Here is a 23397-nt window from a genome sequence, read left to right as displayed (position 1 = left end):
CCGATGCGTCCCTTTTGTTTTTGCCAAAGCGTTTACTGACGAGCGTGGTAATCGCCGGTACCCACCCACTTGTAGGTGGTCAGCGCTTCCAGCCCCATCGGCCCACGGGCGTGCAGCTTCTGGGTACTGACCGCCACCTCGGCCCCCAGGCCAAACTGGCTGCCGTCGGTGAAGCGGGTGCTGGCATTGACGTACACCGCGGCGGAGTTGATGGCCGCCACAAACTGGTCTGCCACCCGACGATCTTCGGTGATGACGCTTTCGGAGTGTTCGGAGGAGTGGGCACGGATGTGGGCGATCGCCTCATTCACGTCGGCCACCACCTTCACCCCCAGCACCAGTGACAACCACTCGGTGTCAAAGTCCCCCTCGCCCGCCGCTTCGGCTTCACCGGACAGCAGCGCCAGCGCCTTGGGGCAGGCCTTCAGGGTCACGCCCTGAGGCTTGAGCATCGCTGCCACCTGGGGCAGAAACTCGGCCGCCACCTGTTGGTGCACCAGCAGGGTATCCAGGGCGTTGCAGACGGTGGGACGCTGCACCTTGGCGTTCTCCACCAGCGCCAGGGCGCGCTTCAGATCGGCGGCGCGGTCGATAAACATATGGCAGATGCCGATGCCGCCGGTGATCACCGGCATCCGCGCCTGCTCTTTGCAGAGCTGGTGCAGACCGGCGCCACCCCGGGGGATCACCATGTCCACATGGCTGTCCAGGTTCAGCAGCGCGGTCACCAGGGCGCGGTCCGGGTTGTCGATCAGCTGCACCGCTTCTTTAGGCAGGCCACGCTCCGCCAGAGCGGCGTGGATCGCCACCATCAGCGCCTGATTGGAGCGCACGGTCTCTTTGCCACCGCGCATAATGGCGGCGTTACCGGTTTTCAGCGCCAACACAGCCACGTCGACGGTGACGTTGGGACGGGCCTCGTAGATCACTCCGACCACACCCAGTGGAATGCGACGACGCGCCAGGCGCATGCCGTTTTCCAGCAGACGGCTGTCGATGTCGATGCCCACCGGATCGGCCAGGCCGATCACGGTATCGATGTCTGCGCGGATGGCGGCCAGCCGCTCAGGAGTGAGCAGCAGGCGGTCCAGCATGGCACCGGACAGGCCGGACTGCTCAGCCAGGATCATATCCTCGGCGTTGGCGGCCAGGATCGCCTCCTGATGCGCATGCAGCTGAGCAGAGATGGTGGCCAGCAGCGCGTTCTTCTCTGCGGCGCCCAGCCCCAGCAGGGCGTAGCTGGCCGCGCGGGCTTTCTCGCCCATCGGCAAAAGCGGGTTGGTTGTCATAGCACCACCAGATCGTTTCGGTGGATCGCCACGGTGCCGTAGCTGTAGCCCAGCAGCGTTTCGATCGCGTTAGAGTGTTGGCCAGCCAGACGACGCAAGTCGGTGGCCCCGTATCGGGTGATCCCGCGGCCAATCAGGTGGCCTTCCGGATCTTTCAGCAGCAGGGTGCAGCCTCGGGAGAAGTCCCCCTCAACCGCCGTGATCCCTTTCGGCAGCAGGCTTGAGCCCTTCTCCACCAGCGCTCTGACCGCACCACTGTCCAGATGCAGGGTACCTGCCGGCGGCGGCCCAGCCAGGATCCAGCGCTTGCGGCCATCCAGCGGACAGGCCAGCGCCGGGAAACGGGTGCCAATGGCTTCGCCGCGGGTCAGCCCTTCAATCACCCCTTCGGCATGACCGGCCGCAATCACCACTTCCACCCCGGCGCGGCGGGCCACATCGGCCGCCTGCAGCTTGGTGGCCATGCCACCGGTGCCCAGGTTGGTGCCACTGCCGCCAGCGAGGCGGCGCAGGCTGTCGTCGATGTGCTGCACTTCCGGGATCAGCTTTGCGTCCGGGTTGCTGCGCGGGTCCGCATCGAACAGGCCGGGCTGGTCAGTCAGCAGCATCAACAACTCGGCTTCTGCCAGCAGTGCCGCCAGCGCCGACAGGTTGTCGTTGTCCCCGACCTTGATCTCGGCAATCGCCACCGCGTCGTTCTCGTTGATCACCGGGATGATGCCGTGGTCCAGCAGCGCGTTCAGGGTGTCCCGGGCATTGAGGTAACGCTCGCGGTCATCCAGATCGGCGCGGGTCAGCAGGATCTGGCCCACGTTCAGGTTATAGAGGTTGAACAGCTGCTCCCAGGTGCGGATCAGCTGACTCTGCCCTACCGCCGCCAGCATCTGCTTGCTGGCCAGCGAATCCGGCAGGGTTGGGTAACCCAGGTGCTCACGGCCTGCGGCGATGGCGCCGGAGGTCACCAGGATGATTTCACAACCGGCCTGGCGCAGGCGCGCCATCTGACGGACCAGTTCCACCATATGGGCACGGTTCAGCTTGGGGCTGCCGGAGGTCAGGACACTGGTGCCCAGTTTGACCACAATCCGGCGATAACGTAGCGGATTCACTCAGGTAAAGGCTCGAAAAAAGACAGAAGGAGTAGTTATACCGAAAAAGCGTCGTTCGCACAGCAGGTTTGCTGCACAGAAACGACACCGCCCCCCATTCGGGAGGCGGTGTAAGACCCAAAAAGCGGGGCGTTTTACAGGTACATGAACTTCAGAATGAACAGTACCGCCAGGATACCAACCGCCGGGCTGACGTCCTGGAAACGACGGCTCAGCAGCTTGATCACGGCGTAGGTGATAAAGCCGATGGCGATGCCGTGGGCGATGGAGAAGGTCAGCGGCATCATGATGGCAGTCACCACCACCGGAGCGGCTTCAGTCAGGTCGTCCCACTCCAGGTGCACCAGGCCGGACATCATCAGGATGGCCACGTAGACCAGCGCGCCAGTGGTGGCGTAGGCCGGAACCATGCCCGCCAGCGGAGAGATGAACAGACAGCCCAGGAACAGCAGGCCAACAACCACCGCAGTCAGGCCGGTACGGCCACCGGCGGATACGCCCGCAGTGCTCTCGATGTAGCTGGTGGTGGTGGAGGTGCCCAGGAAGGCGCCAGCAATGGTGGCAGAGGAGTCCGCCATCATCGCGCGGTTCGCGCGCGGCAGACGTCCTTTATCGTCCAGCATGCCACCACGTTGGGCAACGGCCACCAGGGTGCCGGAGGTGTCGAACAGGTCAACGAACAGGAAAGCGAACACCACGGACAGCATGCCAACTTCCAGCGCACCGGCGATGTCCAGAGCAGCCAGAGTGGGGGCAACGGACGGCGGCATGGAGACCAGACCGTGGTACTGCACGTCACCAAACATCAGGCCCAGAGCGGTGATCACCAGGATGGAGATCATCACGGCGGCTTTCAGGCCGAAGTGCACCAGCGCGATGATCAGGGCAAAGCCCAGCGCGGCCATCACCACCGGGAAGCTGGTCACATCACCCAGACCCACGATGGTGGCGGGGTTGGAGACCACGATGCCAGCATTTTTCAGGCCAATCAGGGCCAGGAACAGGCCAATACCAGCGGCAATGCCCAGTCGCAGGGACATCGGGATGGCGTTGACGATCCACTCACGGACTTTCAGTACCGAGAGCAGCAGGAACAGCATACCGGAGAGGAATACGGCACCCAGCGCGGTTTCCCAGCTGTGGCCCATCTCCAGAACGACGGTGTAGGTAAAGAAGGCGTTGAGACCCATACCCGGGGCCAGCGCGATGGGGTAGTTGGCCAACAGACCCATCACCAGACAGCCAACGGCTGCGGCCACACAGGTGGCAACGAACACGGCGCCGTGATCCATTCCGGCGTCCGCCAGCATGGCAGGGTTTACGAAGATGATGTAGGCCATGGTGAGGAAGGTGGTGATACCAGCAACCACTTCCTGACGAACCGTAGTACGGTTCGCACTGAGCTTGAACAGAGACTCGAGCATTGTCGGACCTTAATTATTGTGTGTTTTGTAGTGCACAGAGAGGCAAACTCGCTGTCGCTTGAAACGTCAGCAAATTTGGCGCGGGATTATCCCTGTTTTGTTGTGAAGGTGCCAATAAAAAGGGCGAAAGTTGGGAGAGAGGCAAAAAAAATGGCGCCATAAAGGCGCCAAAGGGAAGAGAAACCCTACTGGGGAAATCCAAAACAGCCTGCCTAGCCGTTCACCAGATCGCCCGAATTACAGGTTGATGAAGCAAAGTGACGACAATCAGCGACCCAAGGGGAACAAGGCACCGGTAGTCCAAGAACGGGAGAACCAAGTGTTGTAGAGGGTCACGTCATAGGAAAATGGGTATTGCATACCGAACTCCGTAAAAATAAACAAATGACAATAAACGACAGGATCACGGCATTGCCGTGGTGTCATCGTCACTCGGTTCCTTGGAGAACGCGGGCTGTCCTAGCCAAACGTGTTCGGGATTCGTCAGCTCCCGATGGCAAGCATCATATCAAGATGTAGTTTTATTACAACCTCAAGCCATAAAAAAACCCCCATTCGGCTCAGGATGTAATTTAATTACCGAATGAGGGATTTTAATGCGAAACCCTGGTGAGGCTCAGCTGGTGAGAAAGTCTCAGTGATCCAGCAAGTTAGCCAACAAGGTCGCCACCGGGGCCGCCGTTGGTTGACCATACAGCGGATCACGTTTCTCTACCGCCGAAGCGGCAATGTCCAGATGCATATAGGCGATGGGGTGATCACTGCCCAGACCGTGCTGGTCGAGACCGGACGCCTGAACCAAAAACGCCATCGGGAACTGGTGCCCACGGGCGATGTTCACCGAGGCCCCATTGTTGGAGGACAACAGGCGCTCTGACGGCGAACGGGCGGCCACCTGGGCATAGTCCTCACGGCGCAGGCGGGACAGTTCAAAGGGCTCGCCCCACAGCTCCGACACCATCTGCAGTTGGCCACCCATGGCCTGGCCCCGGGCCACGCCATTTTCAATCACCGCACTGTAGGGCCCGTAAGCCCGACCCACATGGCCGGTCAGGGTGGCCAGTGACATCATCACCGGGTCGTCGCTTTCGGCAGCGGCCAGACGCAGGTGGCTGAGCACATCCGCCAGCACCAGTCGGCCTTCCGCATCGGTGTTGCCGATGCGCACCTTTACGCCCGCATGACTCTCAATAATCTCATCCGGGACAAACGCCTCGGAACCGATGCTGTTGCGCACCAGGCCCAATTCGGCCACCACGCGCACGCCCTTGGGCTGCAACTGGGCCAGCGTCGCCATCAGGCCCGCCACCGCAGCGGCGCCACCCTTGTCGCGGCTCATCCCCGCCATGGCACCACCGATCTTCAGGTCGGCCCCGCCGGTATCGAAGGTGACGCCTTTTCCCGCCAGGAACCAGTTGCGGCTGATGACCCCTTCACCGACGTACTCCAGTCGCACCACCCGCGGCGCATGGCGAGGGACGGCAAAGGAGGCCCGCGCCACGGCACTGAGCAGCGGGTAGTCGCGCACCAGAGTCTCGGGATCATCAATCACACTGACGCTGACCGGGCTGTCGGCGAACAGCTCCACGCAGTAATCGGCAAAGGCCGGCGGGGCCATCTGCTCCGGGTCCCCCCCGCACAGATCCCGGGCAGCGATGCGACCATTCTCCAGGGCATTGGCCCGGGCCATATCGTCCAGACCCAGAACCCCAAGGGTCACATCCGGACCAGCCACATCGAAAGGCTGATAGATCTCGTGGCCCGCCCCCAGCAGTGCCACCTCGAGGGCGTTGCTGTAACGCAGGTCGTCATGCTCCGCCACCACCAGCAGCGGCTTGCGGGCACCGGCGCGCAGGGCGATGCCGACGCCGGCCTGAGCCGCTTCGGCAAAACGGCGCACATCTTCATACTCTGCAGTCAGATCGCCGGTCGGGGCCAGCACCAGACGGCCTCCCGCCAGTCCCGGCGCCAGCAGCATCAGCGGCTCCCGACCGATGCGGGCGTCCACATGGGCGGCGTGAGACACCAATTGACGGATCTCCGGGTGCGCCTCCAGACGTTCCGGCTCACCCACCACCACCACCGCATCCCAGCCCCCTTCACCAAACAGGGCATCGGCGTGGTCGGCATTGACAATCAACAGCTTGCTCATGGTCCTTTTTCCTTATCCTGGCCGAGTCATTCTGGGCCACACCATATCAGGGCCAGCGGCCAATATGCCACTGGCGTCACGCTTTCGCGCCACTGTGATACACTGGCCCGGTTTTCAATCCCCCCGAACGAATAACGATAAGGAGAGTGCTGTGTCTGCACTGAGCACCCTATCCCCCCAGGGCCTCTGGACCTGGTTTGAAACCATCTGCTCCATCCCCCATCCCTCCAAGCGTGAAATCGCCCTGCGTGACCATATCCAGCAGTGGGCCGAGAACAAGGGGCTGGAAACCGTTATCGATGGCGTCGGCAACCTGGTGATCCGCAAGCCCGCCAGCGCCGGTCTGGAGCACCTCAAGGGCGTCATCATCCAGGCCCATCTGGATATGGTGCCGCAGAAGAACTCGGGCACCGACCACCGCTTTGACCGCGACCCCATCCAGGCCTACATCGACGGTGACTGGGTGACCGCCAAGGACACCACCCTGGGTGCCGATAACGGCATCGGCATGGCCTCCGCTCTGGCGGTACTGGGTGACGACAGCATCGAGCACGGTCCGCTGGAAGTGCTGCTGACCATCGACGAAGAAGCCGGCATGACCGGTGCCTTTGGTCTGCAAGCGGGTCTGCTGCAGGGCGACATCCTGATCAACACCGACTCCGAAGAGGAAGGCGAGGTCTACATGGGCTGCGCCGGTGGTGTGGACGCCGAACTGACCCTGCCGGTGGGCCGCGAAGCGGTACCGGCGGACCACGTCTCCCTGCAACTGGCTCTGACCGGCCTGAAGGGCGGCCACTCCGGCTGTGACATCCACACCGGCCGCGGCAATGCCAACAAGCTGCTGGGTCGCTTCCTGTTCTCCCACGCCGCCGAGCTGGGCCTGCGCCTGAGTAAGTTCAAGGGCGGCAGCCTGCGTAACGCCATCCCCCGCGAAGCCTTTGTTGACCTGGTTCTGCCCGCCGCCAATGTGGCCGAGCTGGAGCGTCTGGTGGCGCACTACAGCGACGTACTGAGCAACGAGCTGCAGGCGATCGAAACCGACCTGAGCCTGAGCCTATCCGCCATCGATATGCCTGCCGAGGTGTTTGCCGCCGCCGATCAAACCCGCCTGCTGGCGTTGATCCACGCCGGACCGAATGGCGTGATCCGCATGAGTGACGCCTTCCCGGGCGTGGTGGAAACCTCCCTCAACATGGGCGTGATCACCACCAAGGAAGACAGCGTCCGGGTGATGTGCCTGATCCGCTCTACCGTCGACTCCGGTCGCTCCATGGTAGAGAACATGCTGCAGGCCCTGGCCGATCTGGCCGGTGCCGAGCTGAAGCTGTCTGGTGCCTATCCGGGCTGGCAGCCGGATCCGACCTCGCCGATCATGGCGGTGGTTCGGGAAACCTACCAGGGCCTGTTCGGCAAGCTGCCCAACATTCAGGTGATCCACGCCGGTCTGGAATGTGGCCTGTTCAAGGAGCCCTACCCGGCCCTGGATATGGTCTCCATCGGCCCCACCATCCGCTTCCCGCACTCGCCGGATGAGAAGGTGGAGATCGCCACCGTTGAGAAGTACTGGCAGCTGCTGCTGGCCGTACTGAAAGCGATTCCGGCCAAGTAAGCCTGGCGCTAAAAAGAACACGCCGCCCCTGGGGCGGCGTTTTTTATTGCCTTGACCTGCCCGGCCACTCTGCAATGTCGGAAGGGACAGAGCGTCAGGCAATATAAAGGCGGCCTTTCAGGCCGCCAGCACAGGATCAAAAACGGGGGCAGATGCCCCCGAAAATATCAGATGTAGCCCTTGGCCACGATGGCGGGTCGGTTGTACTCCAGTATCACCTGCTCTATGGACAGTTCCGGTTGCTGTTCGCAGCGCTCCACAATATGGGCCTTCTTGGCCTTTTCGCAGGTTCTGACCATATCGGTGCCCTTCTCCTTACCAAAGCGCCAGAGAATGAAATCCATGGCGTTGTGATCGCTGGATTCGATCAGGCGATCCACGGTTTTGTCCTTCTGTTTCGCTTGGTAGTGATTCAGGGTACGGCAGTAGGTTTTTTCGCCAGCGTATTGGTCAAAGCGCTCCACATCACGCATCGGTTTGGCTTCATTGAACTGGAATGCCAGGGTAAACAGTACCAGGGTCACGACGCCAAGCATAAAGACTGCGGTAAAGAGTTGACGATACAGGCTACGTATTCTCATCCTGGGCCTCCTTGTGCTGCGCTTTCCGCCCCACCATTGCCTCAGGGGCTTACTCTCAGACTAGGAGTGAATCGCGAAATCCCTGTTGATCGCGATCAATAAAACCACACTCATTGAACATAACTATTCAGAAGCGACAACGAAGCAGCATCAAACGCCAAAAAAACCGACCTTTTGCGGCAGGTTTTTCCAATTTGACCTGTCCGGACATCATATGTCACTCTCCCAGACTCAGGGATAGCTGCTGCACCTTATCCTGCTCCGGCCCGGACAGGGTCACGGATAACCCCACCAACCGCACCCGACGTCCCTCGCCACGCTCAAACGCGCCCATCACCATCGCCTGCAATTGACTCAACTCCAGTACGGTGGCCTGCTGAGCCAGAGTGGTTTGCTGAAAGTCGTGGAACTTGAGCTTCACCTGAACCCCCTTAAAGGGGCGCTCCCGCAGTCGTCGCTCCAGCTCCGGCAACAACCCCTGAAGGATCTCAAAGCAGCCCTCGGCGCTGGTCAGGTCCCGCGCCAGCGTGGTCTCCACGCCAACGGACTTGCGCTCGCGGTGGGTCTGCACCGGACGGGGATCAATGCCCTGAGCCCGCTGGTGCAGCACTGGGCCAAACTTGCCAAACCAGCTGGCCAGCTGCTCCGGGGTGCAGGTTAATACGTCAGCCCCCACTTGCAGGCCGTGGCTGGCCAGACGCTCTGCGGTTTTCGGGCCAACTCCGGGGATCTTGCGCAAAGGCAGGGTGGCCGCAAACTCGGCGGTCTTACCCGGGGGGATCACAAACTGACCATTGGGCTTGTTTTCGTCGGAGGCGATCTTGGCGAGGAACTTGTTCGGGGCGATGCCGGCGGAAGCGGTCAACCCGGTTTCAGCCAGGATCTCGGCCCGGATCCGCTCGGCAATCAGGGTGGCGCTGCCTTGGCAGACGGGGCAGTCGGTCACATCCAGGTAGGCTTCATCCAGCGACAGCGGCTCGATCAGGTCGGTGTAGCGGGCGAAGATGGCGCGGATCTGCTCGGAAACGGCTTTGTAGACCGCCATCCGGCCGCGCACCAACAACAATTCCGGACAGCGGCGCTTGGCTTCACTGCTGGGCATGGCGGAGCGCACGCCAAACTGGCGCGCCTCGTAGTTGCAGGTGGCGATCACGCCACGGGAATCTGCGGCACCGCCCACCGCCAGAGGGCGGCCCCGGTACTCCGGGTTATCGCGCATCTCCACCGCCGCAAAGAAGCAATCCATATCCACATGGATGATCTTGCGGCCCTTCACCTGTTCGCTCATTACCGACAACTGTATATTTATCCAGTTTAGTAATGCTATCACAGTCGCTGGCAGGCACAAACGCAAAAGGGGCGCCCGAAGGCGCCCCTGAATCATGGCCCGGAACAGGCTCAGATCTTAAATTGATCCAACTGCACGCCAATCTCCCGTGAGGAGGAGGTCATCTCCCCTACCGCCCCCTCCAGGGCTTCAGACGCAGCGGTGGTGACATCGGAAAGCTCACGCACCCGGATCACTTTAGCGTCAATCTCCTCCGCCACCGTCGCCTGCTGGCTGATGGCGGCACTGATCTCGTGGATCTGGCCCTGGATCTCCCCTACCGCACCATTGGCCTGCGCCAGCGCCTGGCTGATCTTGCCGCTGATCTCGGCACTGGCAGAGGCCTCTTCGCAGCTGTGCTGCATCGCCTGCTGAGCCGCCTCGCTGGCTTGCTGGAGCTGTTCAATGATCTGCTGAATGTTGGCAGTGGAATCCTGGGTGCGGGATGCCAGGGTACGCACCTCATCAGCCACCACCGCAAAGCCCCGGCCCTGCTCACCGGCACGGGCCGCCTCAATGGCAGCATTCAGTGCCAGCAGGTTGGTCTGTTCGGCGATGGTGCGGATCACGTTCAGCACTTCACCGATCTGTTCGGAGTTACTGCGCAACTCCGTCACCACCGCAGCGGCACTCTGTACCTGCTGGTTCAGGCGCTGGATGCCCTGGGCTGCACTGTCCACCTCCTGCACCGCCTGGCCAACCTGGCGTTGGGCGGACTCGGCATGATCGCTGACCCGACTGGCGGCCTGAGCCATCTCATGGCTGGTCTGCGCCATTTCGGTGGTGGCGGTAGAGACCTGATCGATCTCCAGCTTCTGCTCCTCAATCGCCAGCATGGTTTGTTGCCATACCTCACCGGCGTTGGCACTGGCGGAACGAACGGAGCTGGTCATATTGGTGGTTTGGCGCACCAGTTCGTGAATGCGGCCGGCGAAGCGGTTAAAGGCGCCGCCCATGCGGCCCAGCTCGTCAATGCGGTCCATCTCGATGCGCTGACGCAGATCCGCATCGCCGTCGGCGATCTCCTCCATGGCGTGGAGCAGCTTACCGAGCTGCTTACGCAGCGGCAGCAACAGCGCCCACACCAGCAGGCTGAGCAACAGGGTAAAACCGATGCTGGCCCAAGCGGTGGACCAGGCGGCGCTGGTGACCCGCTCTGACACCACCCGCTGCGGCAGCAGCAGGCCCAGACGCCAACGAAGATGCGGATAGTCGCTCTCTACACTCTCCCACTCCACCAGCATCGGTTCACCGGACAGCTGCACCTCCGCCAATCCGCTGCCTTCCCGTGCCAGGGCCTGCGCCAGCGCAGAGAAGCCGTGGGAGTCGGCAAACTGGCCATCCACATCCTGCATCATAGAGCCGGGAGGAAAGGCCTCATTGAAGCCGGGGAAGAACACCAGTTTGCCCTGCTCAGTCACCAGGAACGCCTGGCCCTCGCCCTGATAACGCACCTCAGAAAGCAGCTGCTCGCCGATGGTGGAGATCAGGATGTCCATGCCGCCGATGCCCAGGAAGCGGCCATTCTCATACAGCGGCAACTTAACGGTGGCGGAGATGGAGCCATCATTGGCGTCGACCGCCGGGTCACCGACAAACAGGCGGTTTTGCGCCTTGGCTTCGCCCCACCAGGGGCGCTTGGCGGTGTAGTAGTTGGGGTCGTCTTCGTAACGACCGTTCAGATCGAAGTATTCGTGGGTATTCTCGCTGCCAAAGAAGATGCTCTTGATGCTGGCATCCGTGTTGGAGAAGTGGCGGAAGTAACGCACCACATCGGCGTAGTCCGCGTCACCGGCCAGGTCGCCACCGCGTTGATCGTAGTCGCGGAAGAAGTCGATCACCTGCGGGTTGGCGAAAATGCTGTGGATCACCTGACCGCGGGCTTCAAAGAATCCGGTGATGGCAGTGCTCTGGCGTTTGACCAGTTGCCGCACCTCTGCGGTGATCTCCGCCCGGGTGTTGTCGGCACTTTGCAGGATAAGCAGCACACTGCCCAGCAACAGAATCGCGAACACACTGCCGCCGATGGCGGCGACCAGTTGTCGCGTAATGGATCGACGAAGGAACTCCATCCCCTGAATCTCCCAAACCTATTCTTGTTTTGTGTCTTGTTGTTATCGGCACCAGAGGCAACGAGTTGATAACAAAATACCGTTTAGCCCTGAAAAAACAACGGTAAGAGTCGTAAGGAGTTATGAGTAAAGCGGGGAAAAGAACGGGGCGGCCTATTGGCCGCCCCGGTGAATTCAATGGCGAATCGAGCCGAATTCAGGGATTACAGAATGCGATGCTGCGCCAGTCGCTCACGACGCTCGGCTTCGGCCGCTTCTTTGGCCATTTTCGCCTTTCGACGATCGCAGGGTTCCGGGCAGTCACACTCTTTGTCGATGCCAACGCCAGCCAGGCCGCCGCAGGAGCCACTGATCGCCTTCTTCTTAAGCAGGTAACCCACGGACATCAGGCCAAACACCAACAACATCGCACCAAAGGTGGCTAAAAAGGTACTCATGGTCTGGTCTCCCCCAAATAGGGCTTAAATGCGGAGGAGTAATGCACCTGGTACCCCTCCTGGGATTTCTCAATCAACATTACCGGCAAACCTTCCTGCTCCGCCAGTGCCAATGCCGCTTCCGTCCCCATTACGATAAACGCGGTGGCCAGGCCATCGGCGGTCATCGAGGAGGGTGCCAGCACCGTAGCTGAGGCCAAGCGGGTGTTAACCGGCTCACCACTGCGCGGGTCGATCAAGTGTGAGAAGCGACGGCCATCTTCTTCGAAAAAGTTGCGGTAGTCACCGGAGGTGGCCACCGCCATCTGGCCAGGCTCAATCACCTTGAACACTTCGCGCCCGGACTCATCCGGCTGCTCCACGGCAATGCGCCACGGCTTGTTATCGGGCTTGTGGCCCTTTAACCGCAACTCACCACCAATCTCCACCAGGAAGTTGTGGATACCACGTTGTTCCAGCACCTCGGCCACCACGTCCACCCCATAGCCCTTGGCGATGGAGGAGAGGTCGAGGTACAGGCCGGGATGGTCCTTACTGAGGAACAAGCCGTCCAGGCGGAGATGGTCTACCCCAACCCGGGCCTTGGCCTCGTTGATCTCCACCCGGCTGGGGGCGCTCTCCACCCGGCCATCAGGACCAAAGCCCCAGAGGTTCACCAATGGGCCCACGGTCACATCCAGGGCACCATCGGTCAGCCTGGACAACCGTATCGCTTCCCCCACCACCCGCGAAAAGTCGCGGTCAATCCGCATCGGCGTGGTGTAGTCATGACGGTTAAACTGACTGATCAACGAGTTATTACGCCAGGTCGACATGGAGTCGTTGATCTGTTCAAGCCGCAGGTCCACTGCCGCTTGCAGGGTCAACTTTTCCACCGGCTTGGCCGGTTGTACCCAGGAGATGTGGTAACTGGTCCCCATGGTGTTGCCCTGAATGGACACCACGGTCGGGGCTGGCGTGCAGCCGAGAATAAAAAGGGCCAGCCCCAGCGGGGCCAGCCATTGCAGTGTGGTTCGGAACAACGTGAACCCTCTATCCATTGGCGTTATGTGGATCAGCCGCCGAAGTCATCCAACAGGATGTTTTCGTCTTCAACGCCCAGATCTTTCAGCATATTGATCACAGCGGCGTTCATCACCGGCGGTCCACACATGTAGAACTCACAATCTTCAGGCGCATCGTGGTTCTTCAGATAGTTCTCGAGCAACACGTTGTGGATGAACCCGGTGTAGCCTTCCCAGTTGTCCTCCGGCTGAGGATCAGACAGGGCGACATGCCACTCAAAGTTATCGTTCTCTGCCGCCAGGCCATCAAAGTCTTCCACGTAGAACATTTCACGCTTGGAACGGGCACCGTACCAGAAGCTGATCTTACGCTTGGAGTTGAGGCGCTTAAGCTGGTCAAAGATGTGGGAGCGCATCGGTGCCATACCGGCACCACCACCGATGAACACCATCTCAGCGTCGGTTTCCTTGGCGAAGAACTCACCGAAGGGACCGGAAATGGTGACCTTATCACCGGCCTTGAGGCTCCAGATGTACGACGACATCTTACCACAAGGCAGAGACAGGTTATTCGGCGGCGGGGTCGCGATCCGCACGTTCAGCATGATGATGCCATGCTCTTCCGGGTAGTTGGCCATGGAGTAAGCACGGATGGTTTCCTCATCCACCTTGGACTCCAGATTGAAGAAGCCAAAGCGCTCCCAATCGGCACGGTACTCTTCCGGAATATCGAAGTCTTTGTACTTCACATGGTGGGCCGGAGCTTCAATCTGGATGTAACCGCCGGCACGGAACGGTACCGATTCGCCATCCGGAATGGCCAGCTTCAGCTCTTTAATGAAAGTGGCCTTGTTGTCATTGGAAACAACGGTGCACTCCCACTTCTTGATGCCAAACACCTCTTCCGGCAGCTCAATGTCCATGTCGCTCTTCACTGCAACCTGACACGCCAGACGGCAGCCTTCGCGGGCTTCACGCTTGGTGATGTGGTCGAGTTCGGTCGGCAGGATCTCACCGCCCCCCTCTTTCACCTTGACGCGACACTGGCCACAGGAGCCACCGCCACCACAGGCAGAGGAGATAAAGATGCCATTGTTGGCCAGGCTGCCCAGCAGTTTGTCGCCCGGGCCGGTTACGATCCCTTTATCGGGGTCGCCATTAATATTGATACGAACGTCACCGCTGGCAACCAGCTTGGATTTGGCGAACAAAATCACCAGCACCAGCACGGTCACAATCGCGGTAAACATCCCTACGCCGAGTACAATTTCCATCGACTAATCCTTTTTCTTCCTATACGACGGCCGCTTACAGCGACACCCCGGAGAAGGACATAAAGCCCAGAGCCATCAGGCCAGCGGTGATGAAGGTGATGCCCAGACCGCGCAGGCCGTCCGGCACATCGGCGTACTTCATCTTCTCGCGAATACCTGCCAGCAGTACCAGGGCCAGGGCCCAACCGGTACCGGCGCCCAGGCCATACACCACGGACTCGGTGAAGGTGTACTCCTTCTGCGCCATAAAGGATACGGCGCCAAAGATTGCACAGTTCACGGTGATCAGCGGCAGGAAGATACCCAGCGCGTTATAGAGCGGCGGGAAGTACTTATCCAGGGTCATCTCCAGGATCTGAACCAGGGCAGCAATCACACCAATAAAGGTGATGAACTGCAGGAAGCTCAGGTCCGCTTCCGGCAGGCCGGCCCACTTCAGGGCACCCGGGGCCAGGATGTTGGAGTAGATAACCTGGTTAACCGGCACTGCCAGAGTCAGTACCACGATAACGGCCACACCCAGACCCATGGCGGTGGTGACTTTCTTGGAAACCGCCAGGAAGGTACACATCCCCAGGAAGAAGGAGAGGGCCATGTTTTCGATAAAGATCGCCCGGATAAACAGGCTGATATAGTGTTCCATGTTCGCTCCTTACTCCTTGGGCTCAACCTGTTCCGGCTTCCAGGTGCGCAGTGCCCAGATGATGAAGCCAATCAGGAAGAAGGCGCTGGGGGCCAGCAGCATCAGGCCGTTCGGCTGATACCAACCACCTTCGGAGGCCTTCGCCAGGATCTCAACGCCGTACAGGCTGCCGCTGCCAAATAGTTCGCGGAAGAAGCCTACGGTCAGCAGGATAAAGCCGTAGCCCAGGCCGTTACCGATGCCGTCAACAAAGCTCACCAGCGGCGGGCTCTTCATGGCAAAGGCTTCAGCGCGCCCCATCACGATACAGTTGGTGATGATAAGGCCAACGAACACAGCCAGCTGCTTGGAGATGTCATAGGCGTAAGCCTTGAGCACCTGGTCCACCACAATCACCAGCGAGGCGATAACGGTCATCTGAACGATGATTCGCACGCTGCCGGGGATGTGGTTACGCATCAGCGAGATGAACAGGTTGGAGAAGGCCGTTACAAAGATAAGGGCCAGGCTCATTACGGTGGCGGTTTCCATCTTGGTGGTTACCGCCAGGGCGGAACAGACACCCAGCACCTGCAGCGCAATGGGGTTGTTGCCGAAAATCGGTCCGACCAGGACCTCTTTCAAGGTTTTCTCAGCCATTGTTCAGCTCTCCTTTGCGGGCCTTGGCCAGGAAGGCTGCGTAGCCTTCGTCGCCCATCCAGAAGTCGAGGCTGTTCTGAACGCCGTTGCTGGTCAGGGTGGCACCGGACAGACCGTCTACACCGTGAATGTCACCTTCACGGGCGCCGCCCTTAACCACTTTGATGGCCAGCTTGCCATCGGCATCAAACAGTTCCTTACCTACCCACTGGGCTTTCCAGCGCGGGTTCTCCACTTCGGCACCCAGACCCGGGGTTTCACCCTGGTCGTAGTACACCATCGCTTTTACGGTGTTGAAGTCCGGCTCCAGCGCCACGAAGGCGTACATGGTGGACCACAGGCCGTAGCCGTGGATCGGCAGGATAACGGTTTCCAGCTCACCGCTGGCGTCCTTCACCAGATACACCAGGCCTTTGTCGGCGCGGCGTTTGATGGAGGCGATGTCGTTGGCCGGCACAGAGGAGGTCGCGGTATCGCGGGCCGCCTTGCGCTGGTCGTAGGTAGTGGCGTCAATGCTGGCGTCGAATTCGCCGGTGTTGAAATCAATCACTCGGGCGTCGATGTAGCGGTTGAAGGTGGCCTGAATGCCGCCATCAATCTTGTCCAGCAGACCCGCCGCTTCCAGTACGTAACGCTGGGTGTCTTCGGCCTTGTTGCGCTCTTGCAGAGGCTTGAGGGCAACGGCGGCACCGGACACCACCAGGGAGCACACCAGGCAGAGGCCAATCACCACGCCCAGGGTTTTGCCAAAGGTATCGTTTTTCTTAGCCATTGCGTGCCAGTCTCCGCTTGATGTTGGCCTGCGCCACGAAGTGGTCAAACAGCGGCGCCCACAGGTTAGCGAACAGAATCGCCAGCATGATCCCTTCCGGGAAGGCGGGGTTCACCACACGCACCAGCACGGTCATGACACCAATCAGGATGCCGTAAGCCCACTTGCCGGAGTTGGTGAAGGAGGCGGACACCGGGTCAGTCGCCATAAAGAACATGCCGAAGGCGAAGCCACCCAGTACCAGGTGCCAGGTCCACGGCAGGCTGAACATGGGGTTGGTGTCGGAGCCGATCAGGTTGAACAGCGAGGACATCGCAATCATACCCAGCATCACACCCACCACGATGCGCCAGGAGGCGATGCGGGTGTACATAATGATCAGGCCACCGATGGCCAGCGCCAGGGTGCTGGTTTCACCCACGGAACCCTGGATAAAGCCGAGGAAGGCGTCCATCCAGTTCGGGTCGGAGAAAGCGGAGTACCAGGCGTAGTTGGCAAAGTCGACGGTGCCGGCAGCGGCCTGACCCAGCATGGTGGCGCCGGAATAGCCGTCAGCCGCTACCCATACCGCATCACCGGAGATCTGAGCCGGGTAGGCGAAGTACAGGAATGCACGACCTGCCAGGGCCGGGTTCAGGAAGTTACGGCCGGTGCCGCCAAACAGCTCCTTGGCCACAACCACACCAAAGGTGATACCCAGAGCCACTTGCCACAGCGGGATGGTGGCGGGCAGGGTCAGGGCAAACAGGACGGAGGTGACGAAGAAGCCTTCGTTCACTTCGTGCTTACGCACGGAGGCGAACAGCACTTCCCAGAAGCCACCGACGGCGAAGGTCACCGCATAGATGGGCAGGAAGAAACAGGCGCCGTAGAACATCAGGCCCAACAGGCCGGTGTCGGCACTCAGACTGCCACCGAGCAGTTCAAACAGACCCACCTGCCAAACGTCCGGGGTACCAAAGCCGGCGGCCAGCGCTTCCTGGGCTTGCCAACCGACGTTGTACATGCCGAAGAACATGGCCGGGAAGGTACACAGCCACACGGTGATCATCATCCGCTTGAGGTCGATGTTGTCACGCACGTGGGTGGTACCGCGGGTGGTTTTACCCGGGGTGTAGAGAATGGTGGCAACCGCTTCATAGAGCGCATACCACTTTTCGTATTTCCCGCCCTTCTCGAAGTCGGGCTCAATACGCTCGATAAAATGCTTCAGACTCATTAGCCTTCCCTCTCGATGATCTCAAGGCAGCTGCGCAGCTCATGGCCGTAGTCATACTTGCCAGGGCATACGAAGGTGCACAGGGCCAGATCTTCCTCATCCAGCTCCAACGCACCCAGTTTCTGCGCATTGTCCGTATCACGGGCAATCAGGTCGCGCAGCAGCAGGGTGGGCAGAATATCCAGGGGCATCACGCGCTCATACTGGCCAATCGGCACCATCGCACGGTCGGAACCGCCGGTGCTGGTGGTCATGTTGAACAGTTTGCCCGGGCTGAAATGGGACAGGAAAGTGCGGGTAAAGGAGAACTTGTTGGCACCGGGCAGCACCCAGCCAAACAGCTCTTTCTCATCCCCTTCAGTCAGCACGCTCACCTGATTATGGTAACGGCCGAGATAGGCATGAGGACCACTGGCGGTGCGGCCGGACAGCACGGAACCGGAGATGATCCGGACGTGGTTGTGGCTCAGCTCGCCTTCGGTCAGTTGGCTCAGGTCAGCACCCAGGCGGATGCGCACCAGGCGCGGCTTCACCACCGCCGGGCCGGCCAGGGCCACTACGCGGTCGGTGTTCAGCTCACCGGTGGTAAACAGGTGACCGATGGCGATCACATCCTGGTAGCCGATGTGCCATACGGTGCGGGTCGCACTGGCCGGCAACAGCTTGTGGATGTGAGTGCCCACCAGGCCAGCCGGGTGCGGGCCGGTAAACTGGGCCGCTTCAACGCCAGCCAGGTCTGCACCGGGCAGCGCCTCTGCACCACACAGGAACACCTTGCCTTCGGTCAGGCGAGCCAGCACGGTCAAGCCGTGTTGGAAGGCGTCAGCCTGGTCGGCAATCACCACCTTCGGGTCGGCCGCCAGCGGGTTGGTGTCGATGGCGGTGACAAAAATGCCCGCCGGTACACTGTCCAGAGCGGGCACTTTGCTGAAGGGGCGGGTCCGCAGAGCGGTCCACAGGCCACTGGCTACCAGGTTGTCCTGCACGGCCTGACGATCCAGCGAAGCCAGCGCGGAGGCGTCATAGCGGGCAAAGGATTCTTGCTCGTCGCCATCAACGTCGATGACCACGGATTGGAGGACGCGCTTGGCACCCCGGTTAATCGCACTGACAACCCCGCTGGCGAAGGCGGTATATTGGACGCCCGGGTTCTTCTTGTCTTCGAAGAGCACCTGACCTTTCTTAACGCGATCCCCTTCCTTTACGGACATGGTGGGACGCATACCAATATATTCTTCACCCAGGATCGCAACGCGAGCGATGGCGGGACCATCCTGGATTACTTGTTCTGGCCCACCGCTGATGGGCAGGTCCAATCCTTGTTTTATTGTAATCATACTCACTGCACTGCTTTGTCTGGGAAGTCCATCTCGCCGCCTCTGCGCTTAACGGCGCGACGGCTTTCTTGACATCGTTCTCACTTACGTCGAAGGACACCTGGTAGCGCAAAAAATCCCAATATTTGCGACCTGCATCACGGCGACTCGGGCGCATCATACCGCAAAGGCCCCACTGCTGCCATGAAAAATGGCTTTACCTTTACAAGGTGATGGTCTGATGGGCAGAACCGATTAAGATCGCGCTATTTTTGCCCTGTTTTGTAGACTTTTTCACCATTTGCCCGCCCTGCAAGCTGTCATCATCACGCTTTCTGACGCGCCCGAGAGCTCAATACAGGCCTGAAAGGGGTTCAATAACTGCGCAAAAGCCGTGGTTTCGCGGCCGAGCCAGCCGTGCACCGATAAAACCCGCATTTTGTATAAAGTTTCCATTCATAACCGGAACTTGTGTGACATACGACGATGTTATTGAGCAACAAAAACGCCCCGCGATGCGGGGCGTTTTTTCACCACTTTATGGGTGTGAACGGCGTACCGTCCGATGGCTTAAAGCGCGGAGAGCTGGGCCGCGCTCAGGGTCAGTTCGTCGTTTTTATTGACGGCGATCCCACGGGCCAGAATTCCCTCTGCGATCTGGCGCGCTTCGGCCAGCGAGTGCATGGCGTAGGTGCCACACTGGTACTCGTTCAGTTCAGGGATCTTGTTCTGGTCTTCCACCTGCAGCACATCCTCCATGCTGGCGCGCCAGGCGTCGGCCACCTGAGTTTCAGACGGTGTGCCAATCAGGCTCATATAGAAGCCGGTGCGACAGCCCATCGGGGAGATGTCGATGATCTCCACCGAGTCGCCATTGAGGTGGTCACGCATAAAGCCAGCGAACAGGTGCTCCAGGGTGTGGATCCCTTTCTCGCTGAGGATCTCGGCGTTGGGCAGGCAGAACCGCAGGTCAAACACCGTGATGGTGTCCCCTTTTGGGGTCGCCATGGTTTTGGCGATGCGCACCGCCGGGGCGGCCATCTTGGTGTGGTCGACGGTAAAGCTGTCGAGCAGGGGCATGGAGATCTCCTTCTATACGTCTATCCATCCAGTGGACAAAAGGTAACCCCGCCTCAGGGGCGGGGTCAATGGGATTACTGACGGATGTCGTTGTAGGCTTCTTCCGACAGTGAGTGGTAGCGCCACACCCCTTCCTGATAGGCACGGTAGTGGTCGTACACCTTGCGCATCATCGGGTCTTTCGCCACCTCTTCAGCCATCACCTCGGCGTTGGTGTCCCGCAGCACTTCGATCACTTCATCCGGCCAGCGGCGCAGCTCAACGCCGTGCTCGTTCACCAACGCGTCCAGTGCGGCAATATTGCGGCTGGTGTACTCATCCAGCATATCCTGGTTCACCGCCTGTGCCGCGGTTTCCACAATCGCCTGCAGGTCATCCGGCAGCCCTTCAAACGCGGCTTTGTTGACCAGGAACTCCAGCGTAGTGCCCGGCTCATGCCAACCCGGGTAGTAGTAGAACTTGGCGGCCTTGTGCAGGCCAAAGGCCAGGTCGTTATAGGGGCCAACCCACTCGGTGGCGTCAATGGCACCGGTCTGCAGGGCGGTAAACAGCTCCCGTCCCGGCAGAGTCACCGGCACCCCGCCTACCCGTGACAGCACTTCGCCGCCCAGGCCCGGCAGGCGCATCTTCAACCCTTTGAGGTCATCAATGCTGTTGATCTCTTTATTAAACCAACCGCCCATCTGAACACCGGTATTCCCCCCCACCAGCGGAATGATGCCAAAGGGCGCGTACACTTCGCGCCACAATGCCATGCCGCCGCCGTAGTTGAGCCAGCCATTCATCTCCTGAGCGTTCATGCCAAAGGGGATGGAAGCGAAGAATTGGGCCGCCGGGGTTTTGCCCTTCCAGTAGTAGGCGGCGCTGTGGCCCATCTCAGCCGTGCCCTGACTCACCGCATCAAACACCTCAAATGCGGGCACCAGATCACCGGCGCCGTACACGGTGACGGTCAGCCGACCGCCGGACATGGCGTTCACCTTTTCGGCAAAACGTTCCGGCGCCATACCCAGGCCCGGGAAGTTCTTTGGCCAGGAGGTCACCAGCTTCCACTGGTACTGCTGCTGGGGCTGCTCAGGCTGGGCTTGCTCCGTCTGGGTCGGAGCCGGCTGACACCCCGTCAGGGTAAAGGCGAGCGCCAACAGGCTCAGTGCGATCCGTCTCATGTGTTTCTCCTCGGGTTAGCCGTAGATCCGCTGCGGCAGCCAAGTGGCCAGTTCCGGCCACAGCGCCAGCAGCAACATCATCAGGATCTGCAGGGCAATAAAGGGGGCAACGCCCCGGTATAGGGTGGCACTGTCCAGTGACGGCGGCGCCACACCACGTAGATAAAACAGGGCAAATCCGAATGGCGGGGTCAAAAACGAGGTCTGCAGATTCAGCCCCAGCATGATGCCCAGCCACACCGGGTCCAGCCCCAGCATTAACAGGGTCGGTGCCACCATGGGCACCACCACAAAGGTGATCTCGATAAAGTCGAGAATGAACCCCAGCAGGAAGATCACCAGCATCACCACCAGCGTCGCCCCCACCACCCCACCGGGCAGGTCGGACAGCGCCTGATGGATCAGGGTTTCCCCTCCGAGTCCCCGGAACACCAGGGAAAACAGCGCGGCGCCAACCAGGATCATAAACACCATGGCGGTAACCCGGACCGTCTCCTGCAGCGCGGCCATCAGGGCGCTCCAGCTCAGGCTGCGCTTAGCCAGGGCCAGCATCAGCGCACCGAAAGCCCCCACTGCCGCCGCTTCCGTGGGGGTGGCAACGCCCATCAGGATGGAGCCCAACACCAGCAAAATCAGGGCGATGGGCGGCACCAGCGCTTTGAGCAGGGTCACCACGAAAGCGTAGTTGAGCGGCACGGATTCGGTAGCCGCAAAGTGCTGGGGCCGACGCCAGGACAGCAGCAGCGTGTAGGCAATATAGAGCCCCACCAGCACCAATCCGGGGATCAGCGCACCGGCAAACAGGTCACCCACCGAGACGGTCTTGGGGGAGAAGATCCCCTGCTTAAGCTGCGCCTGCTGATAGGCGGAGGAGAGCACGTCCCCCAGCAGCACCAGAGCAATGGAGGGAGGAATGATCTGGCCCAGGGTGCCGGTGGCGCAGATGGCCCCGGAAGCAAACGCCGGTTGGTAGCCGCGCTGAAGCATGGCGGGCAGAGACAGCAGCCCCATGGTCACCACCGTGGCACCGACGATGCCGGTGCTGGCCGCCAGCAGTACGCCAACCAACATCACCGAGATCGCCAGTCCGGCCCGCAGGCGGCCGAACAGCTGGCCCATGGCGGACAGCAGCGCCTCGGCCTGGCGCGAGCGCTCCAGGATCACCCCCATCGCCACAAACAGTGGCACCGCCATCAGGGTCTGGTTGTTGAGAATGCCATACAGGCGGTTGGGTAAGGCCCCCAAATAGGCGGCATCAAGATGGCCGGTGGCCGAGCCAATCAGCGCAAACCACAATGCGGTTCCGCCAAGGGCGAACGCCACCGGGTAACCAGACAGCAGCACCAGGCAGACACAGAGAAACAGCAACAACGCCATCATACCGGGGCCTCCCGGCGCAGCGTAGCCAGCGCCCGTGCCAGTTCCGCCAGCGCCTGCAGCCCAAGGGTCAGCACCAGGCCCAACAGCAACGTCTTCTGCAGATACACCAGCGCCAGCCCCCCGGCTTCCGGTGAGCCTTCCAGCCGGGCCCAGCTGGCCATCACGTAGGGCCAGCTTTGCCAGCCAATAAAGCCAATCAGGGGAAGCAGCAACAGCAGGGTGCCAAGCAGGTCCACCCAGGCGCGACGACGCGCCGACCAGTTGCGGTAAAAGATGTCGACCCGCACGTGGCCGTTGTGTTTGAGGGTAAAACCGGCGCCCAGGGTGAACAGGGCACCGTGCAGGTACAGGACACTCTCCTGCAGGGCGATGGAGCCACTCTCCATGCCATATCGCAAAGCCACCACGGCGGTGGCCAGCAACAACATCGCCAACATCAGCAGGCCGCACAGGCGGCCCAGCCATTCACTCAGGCGATCGATCCAGGACAGCGTGAAGGACGACATGGATTTGCATACTCAAAAGGCAACGTAACCTTTTGATAACAAATCCGCCGTCGGAAAGAAATCCCTATAAGAAGGCGGCTCAGCCCAGACAGCTGGGGGTGCGCGGGGCCTGTTGCTGCTCTGACCACTCCACCGGCGTGTAGGTGTGCAGCGCCAGGGCGTGCAGGGTGCCGGCCAGCTCTTCGGCCAGGGCGGCGTTCACAGCACGGTGACGGGCCAGCAGGCGTTGGCCGTCAAACTGCTCACTGACCACGATCAGCTTAAAGTGGCTCTCTTCCGCCGGGCCCCGATGCATATGGCTTTCATTGATCACTTCCATATGGGTGGGACTGAGGGCGGCTTGGATCTTGGTTTCGATGGTCTGTTGCATGCTCATGGCGCACTCCAACGTCGGTATT

21 protein-coding genes are annotated in these 23397 nt (G+C 60.6%); 1 reads left to right on the top strand and 20 read right to left on the bottom strand.

Annotation, left to right across the window (positions count from 1 at the left end; genetic code table 11):
* Window positions 1-32: 32 nt before the first annotated feature.
* From FBAL_RS04730 to FBAL_RS04715, 4 genes are all read right to left on the bottom strand, one after another.
* Window positions 33-1289, bottom strand: coding sequence for a glutamate-5-semialdehyde dehydrogenase (locus tag FBAL_RS04730; protein ID WP_013344426.1), 1257 nt, complete (start codon window positions 1287-1289; stop codon window positions 33-35).
* Window positions 1286-2398, bottom strand: a complete 1113-nt coding sequence (gene proB, locus FBAL_RS04725) for a glutamate 5-kinase (RefSeq protein ID WP_013344425.1) — start codon at window positions 2396-2398, stop codon at window positions 1286-1288. Before proB ends, FBAL_RS04730 begins: the two co-directional genes overlap by 4 nt.
* 134 nt (window positions 2399-2532) lie before the next feature.
* The gene (locus FBAL_RS04720) at window positions 2533-3822 is read right to left on the bottom strand and encodes an NCS2 family permease (RefSeq protein WP_013344424.1); all 1290 of its coding nucleotides are present in this window, start codon (window positions 3820-3822) and stop codon (window positions 2533-2535) included.
* A 634-nt stretch (window positions 3823-4456) separates the two neighbouring features.
* Window positions 4457-5974 (bottom strand): M17 family metallopeptidase, encoded by a 1518-nt coding sequence (locus FBAL_RS04715; RefSeq protein WP_013344423.1) that lies wholly within the window; start codon window positions 5972-5974, stop codon window positions 4457-4459.
* A 151-nt stretch (window positions 5975-6125) separates the two neighbouring features.
* On the opposite strand from FBAL_RS04715, the gene FBAL_RS04710 reads away from it, so the two are divergent.
* A complete protein-coding gene (locus FBAL_RS04710) occupies window positions 6126-7583 on the top strand; it encodes an aminoacyl-histidine dipeptidase (RefSeq protein ID WP_013344422.1) in 1458 nt (485 codons plus the stop codon).
* 167 nt (window positions 7584-7750) lie between these two features.
* On the opposite strand, the gene FBAL_RS04705 is transcribed toward FBAL_RS04710, so the two are convergent.
* From FBAL_RS04705 to FBAL_RS04630, 16 genes are all read right to left on the bottom strand, one after another.
* Complete coding sequence (locus FBAL_RS04705; protein ID WP_013344421.1) at window positions 7751-8164, bottom strand: hypothetical protein; 414 nt, start codon at window positions 8162-8164, stop codon at window positions 7751-7753.
* Window positions 8165-8381: 217 nt separating this feature from the next.
* Window positions 8382-9452 carry a DNA polymerase IV gene (gene dinB, locus FBAL_RS04700; RefSeq protein ID WP_013344420.1) on the bottom strand — a complete coding sequence of 357 codons (1071 nt, stop codon included), beginning with the start codon at window positions 9450-9452 and terminating at the stop codon, window positions 8382-8384.
* A gap of 110 nt (window positions 9453-9562) precedes the next feature.
* Window positions 9563-11563, bottom strand: a complete 2001-nt coding sequence (locus FBAL_RS04695; RefSeq protein WP_013344419.1) for a methyl-accepting chemotaxis protein — start codon at window positions 11561-11563, stop codon at window positions 9563-9565.
* 203 nt (window positions 11564-11766) lie between these two features.
* The gene (gene nqrM, locus FBAL_RS04690; RefSeq protein ID WP_013344418.1) at window positions 11767-12000 is read right to left on the bottom strand and encodes a (Na+)-NQR maturation NqrM; all 234 of its coding nucleotides are present in this window, start codon (window positions 11998-12000) and stop codon (window positions 11767-11769) included.
* Window positions 11997-13022: an FAD:protein FMN transferase gene (locus FBAL_RS04685; RefSeq protein ID WP_013344417.1), complete on the bottom strand. Its 1026-nt coding sequence runs from the start codon at window positions 13020-13022 to the stop codon at window positions 11997-11999. Before FBAL_RS04685 ends, nqrM begins: the two co-directional genes overlap by 4 nt.
* A gap of 32 nt (window positions 13023-13054) precedes the next feature.
* Window positions 13055-14278, bottom strand: coding sequence for an NADH:ubiquinone reductase (Na(+)-transporting) subunit F (gene nqrF, locus FBAL_RS04680; RefSeq protein ID WP_013344416.1), 1224 nt, complete (start codon window positions 14276-14278; stop codon window positions 13055-13057).
* Window positions 14279-14312: 34 nt separating this feature from the next.
* Window positions 14313-14921, bottom strand: a complete 609-nt coding sequence (gene nqrE / locus FBAL_RS04675) for an NADH:ubiquinone reductase (Na(+)-transporting) subunit E (protein ID WP_013344415.1) — start codon at window positions 14919-14921, stop codon at window positions 14313-14315.
* Between the two features lie 9 nt (window positions 14922-14930).
* Window positions 14931-15560 carry an NADH:ubiquinone reductase (Na(+)-transporting) subunit D gene (locus tag FBAL_RS04670; protein WP_013344414.1) on the bottom strand — a complete coding sequence of 210 codons (630 nt, stop codon included), beginning with the start codon at window positions 15558-15560 and terminating at the stop codon, window positions 14931-14933.
* Window positions 15553-16332, bottom strand: coding sequence for a Na(+)-translocating NADH-quinone reductase subunit C (locus tag FBAL_RS04665; protein ID WP_013344413.1), 780 nt, complete (start codon window positions 16330-16332; stop codon window positions 15553-15555). Before FBAL_RS04665 ends, FBAL_RS04670 begins: the two co-directional genes overlap by 8 nt.
* Window positions 16325-17551, bottom strand: coding sequence for an NADH:ubiquinone reductase (Na(+)-transporting) subunit B (locus tag FBAL_RS04660; protein WP_013344412.1), 1227 nt, complete (start codon window positions 17549-17551; stop codon window positions 16325-16327). The genes FBAL_RS04665 and FBAL_RS04660 overlap by 8 nt, the downstream gene beginning before the upstream one ends.
* Window positions 17551-18888 (bottom strand): Na(+)-translocating NADH-quinone reductase subunit A, encoded by a 1338-nt coding sequence (locus tag FBAL_RS04655; protein ID WP_013344411.1) that lies wholly within the window; start codon window positions 18886-18888, stop codon window positions 17551-17553. Before FBAL_RS04655 ends, FBAL_RS04660 begins: the two co-directional genes overlap by 1 nt.
* Before the next feature lie 549 nt (window positions 18889-19437).
* On the bottom strand, window positions 19438-19947 hold the full coding sequence (gene luxS, locus FBAL_RS04650) for an S-ribosylhomocysteine lyase (protein WP_013344410.1): 510 nt from the start codon (window positions 19945-19947) through the stop codon (window positions 19438-19440).
* Window positions 19948-20021: 74 nt separating this feature from the next.
* Window positions 20022-21113 carry a TRAP transporter substrate-binding protein gene (locus FBAL_RS04645; RefSeq protein ID WP_013344409.1) on the bottom strand — a complete coding sequence of 364 codons (1092 nt, stop codon included), beginning with the start codon at window positions 21111-21113 and terminating at the stop codon, window positions 20022-20024.
* 15 nt (window positions 21114-21128) lie between these two features.
* Window positions 21129-22493: a TRAP transporter large permease gene (locus tag FBAL_RS04640; protein ID WP_013344408.1), complete on the bottom strand. Its 1365-nt coding sequence runs from the start codon at window positions 22491-22493 to the stop codon at window positions 21129-21131.
* Complete coding sequence (locus FBAL_RS04635; RefSeq protein ID WP_013344407.1) at window positions 22490-22999, bottom strand: TRAP transporter small permease subunit; 510 nt, start codon at window positions 22997-22999, stop codon at window positions 22490-22492. The genes FBAL_RS04640 and FBAL_RS04635 overlap by 4 nt, the downstream gene beginning before the upstream one ends.
* Window positions 23000-23078: 79 nt before the next feature.
* Window positions 23079-23375, bottom strand: a complete 297-nt coding sequence (locus FBAL_RS04630) for a BolA family protein (protein WP_013344406.1) — start codon at window positions 23373-23375, stop codon at window positions 23079-23081.
* Window positions 23376-23397 lie beyond the last annotated feature (22 nt).

Source organism: Ferrimonas balearica DSM 9799, assembly GCF_000148645.1.
Lineage (GTDB): Bacteria > Pseudomonadota > Gammaproteobacteria > Enterobacterales > Shewanellaceae > Ferrimonas > Ferrimonas balearica.
This window is presented reverse-complemented; position numbering and strand designations above follow the sequence as displayed.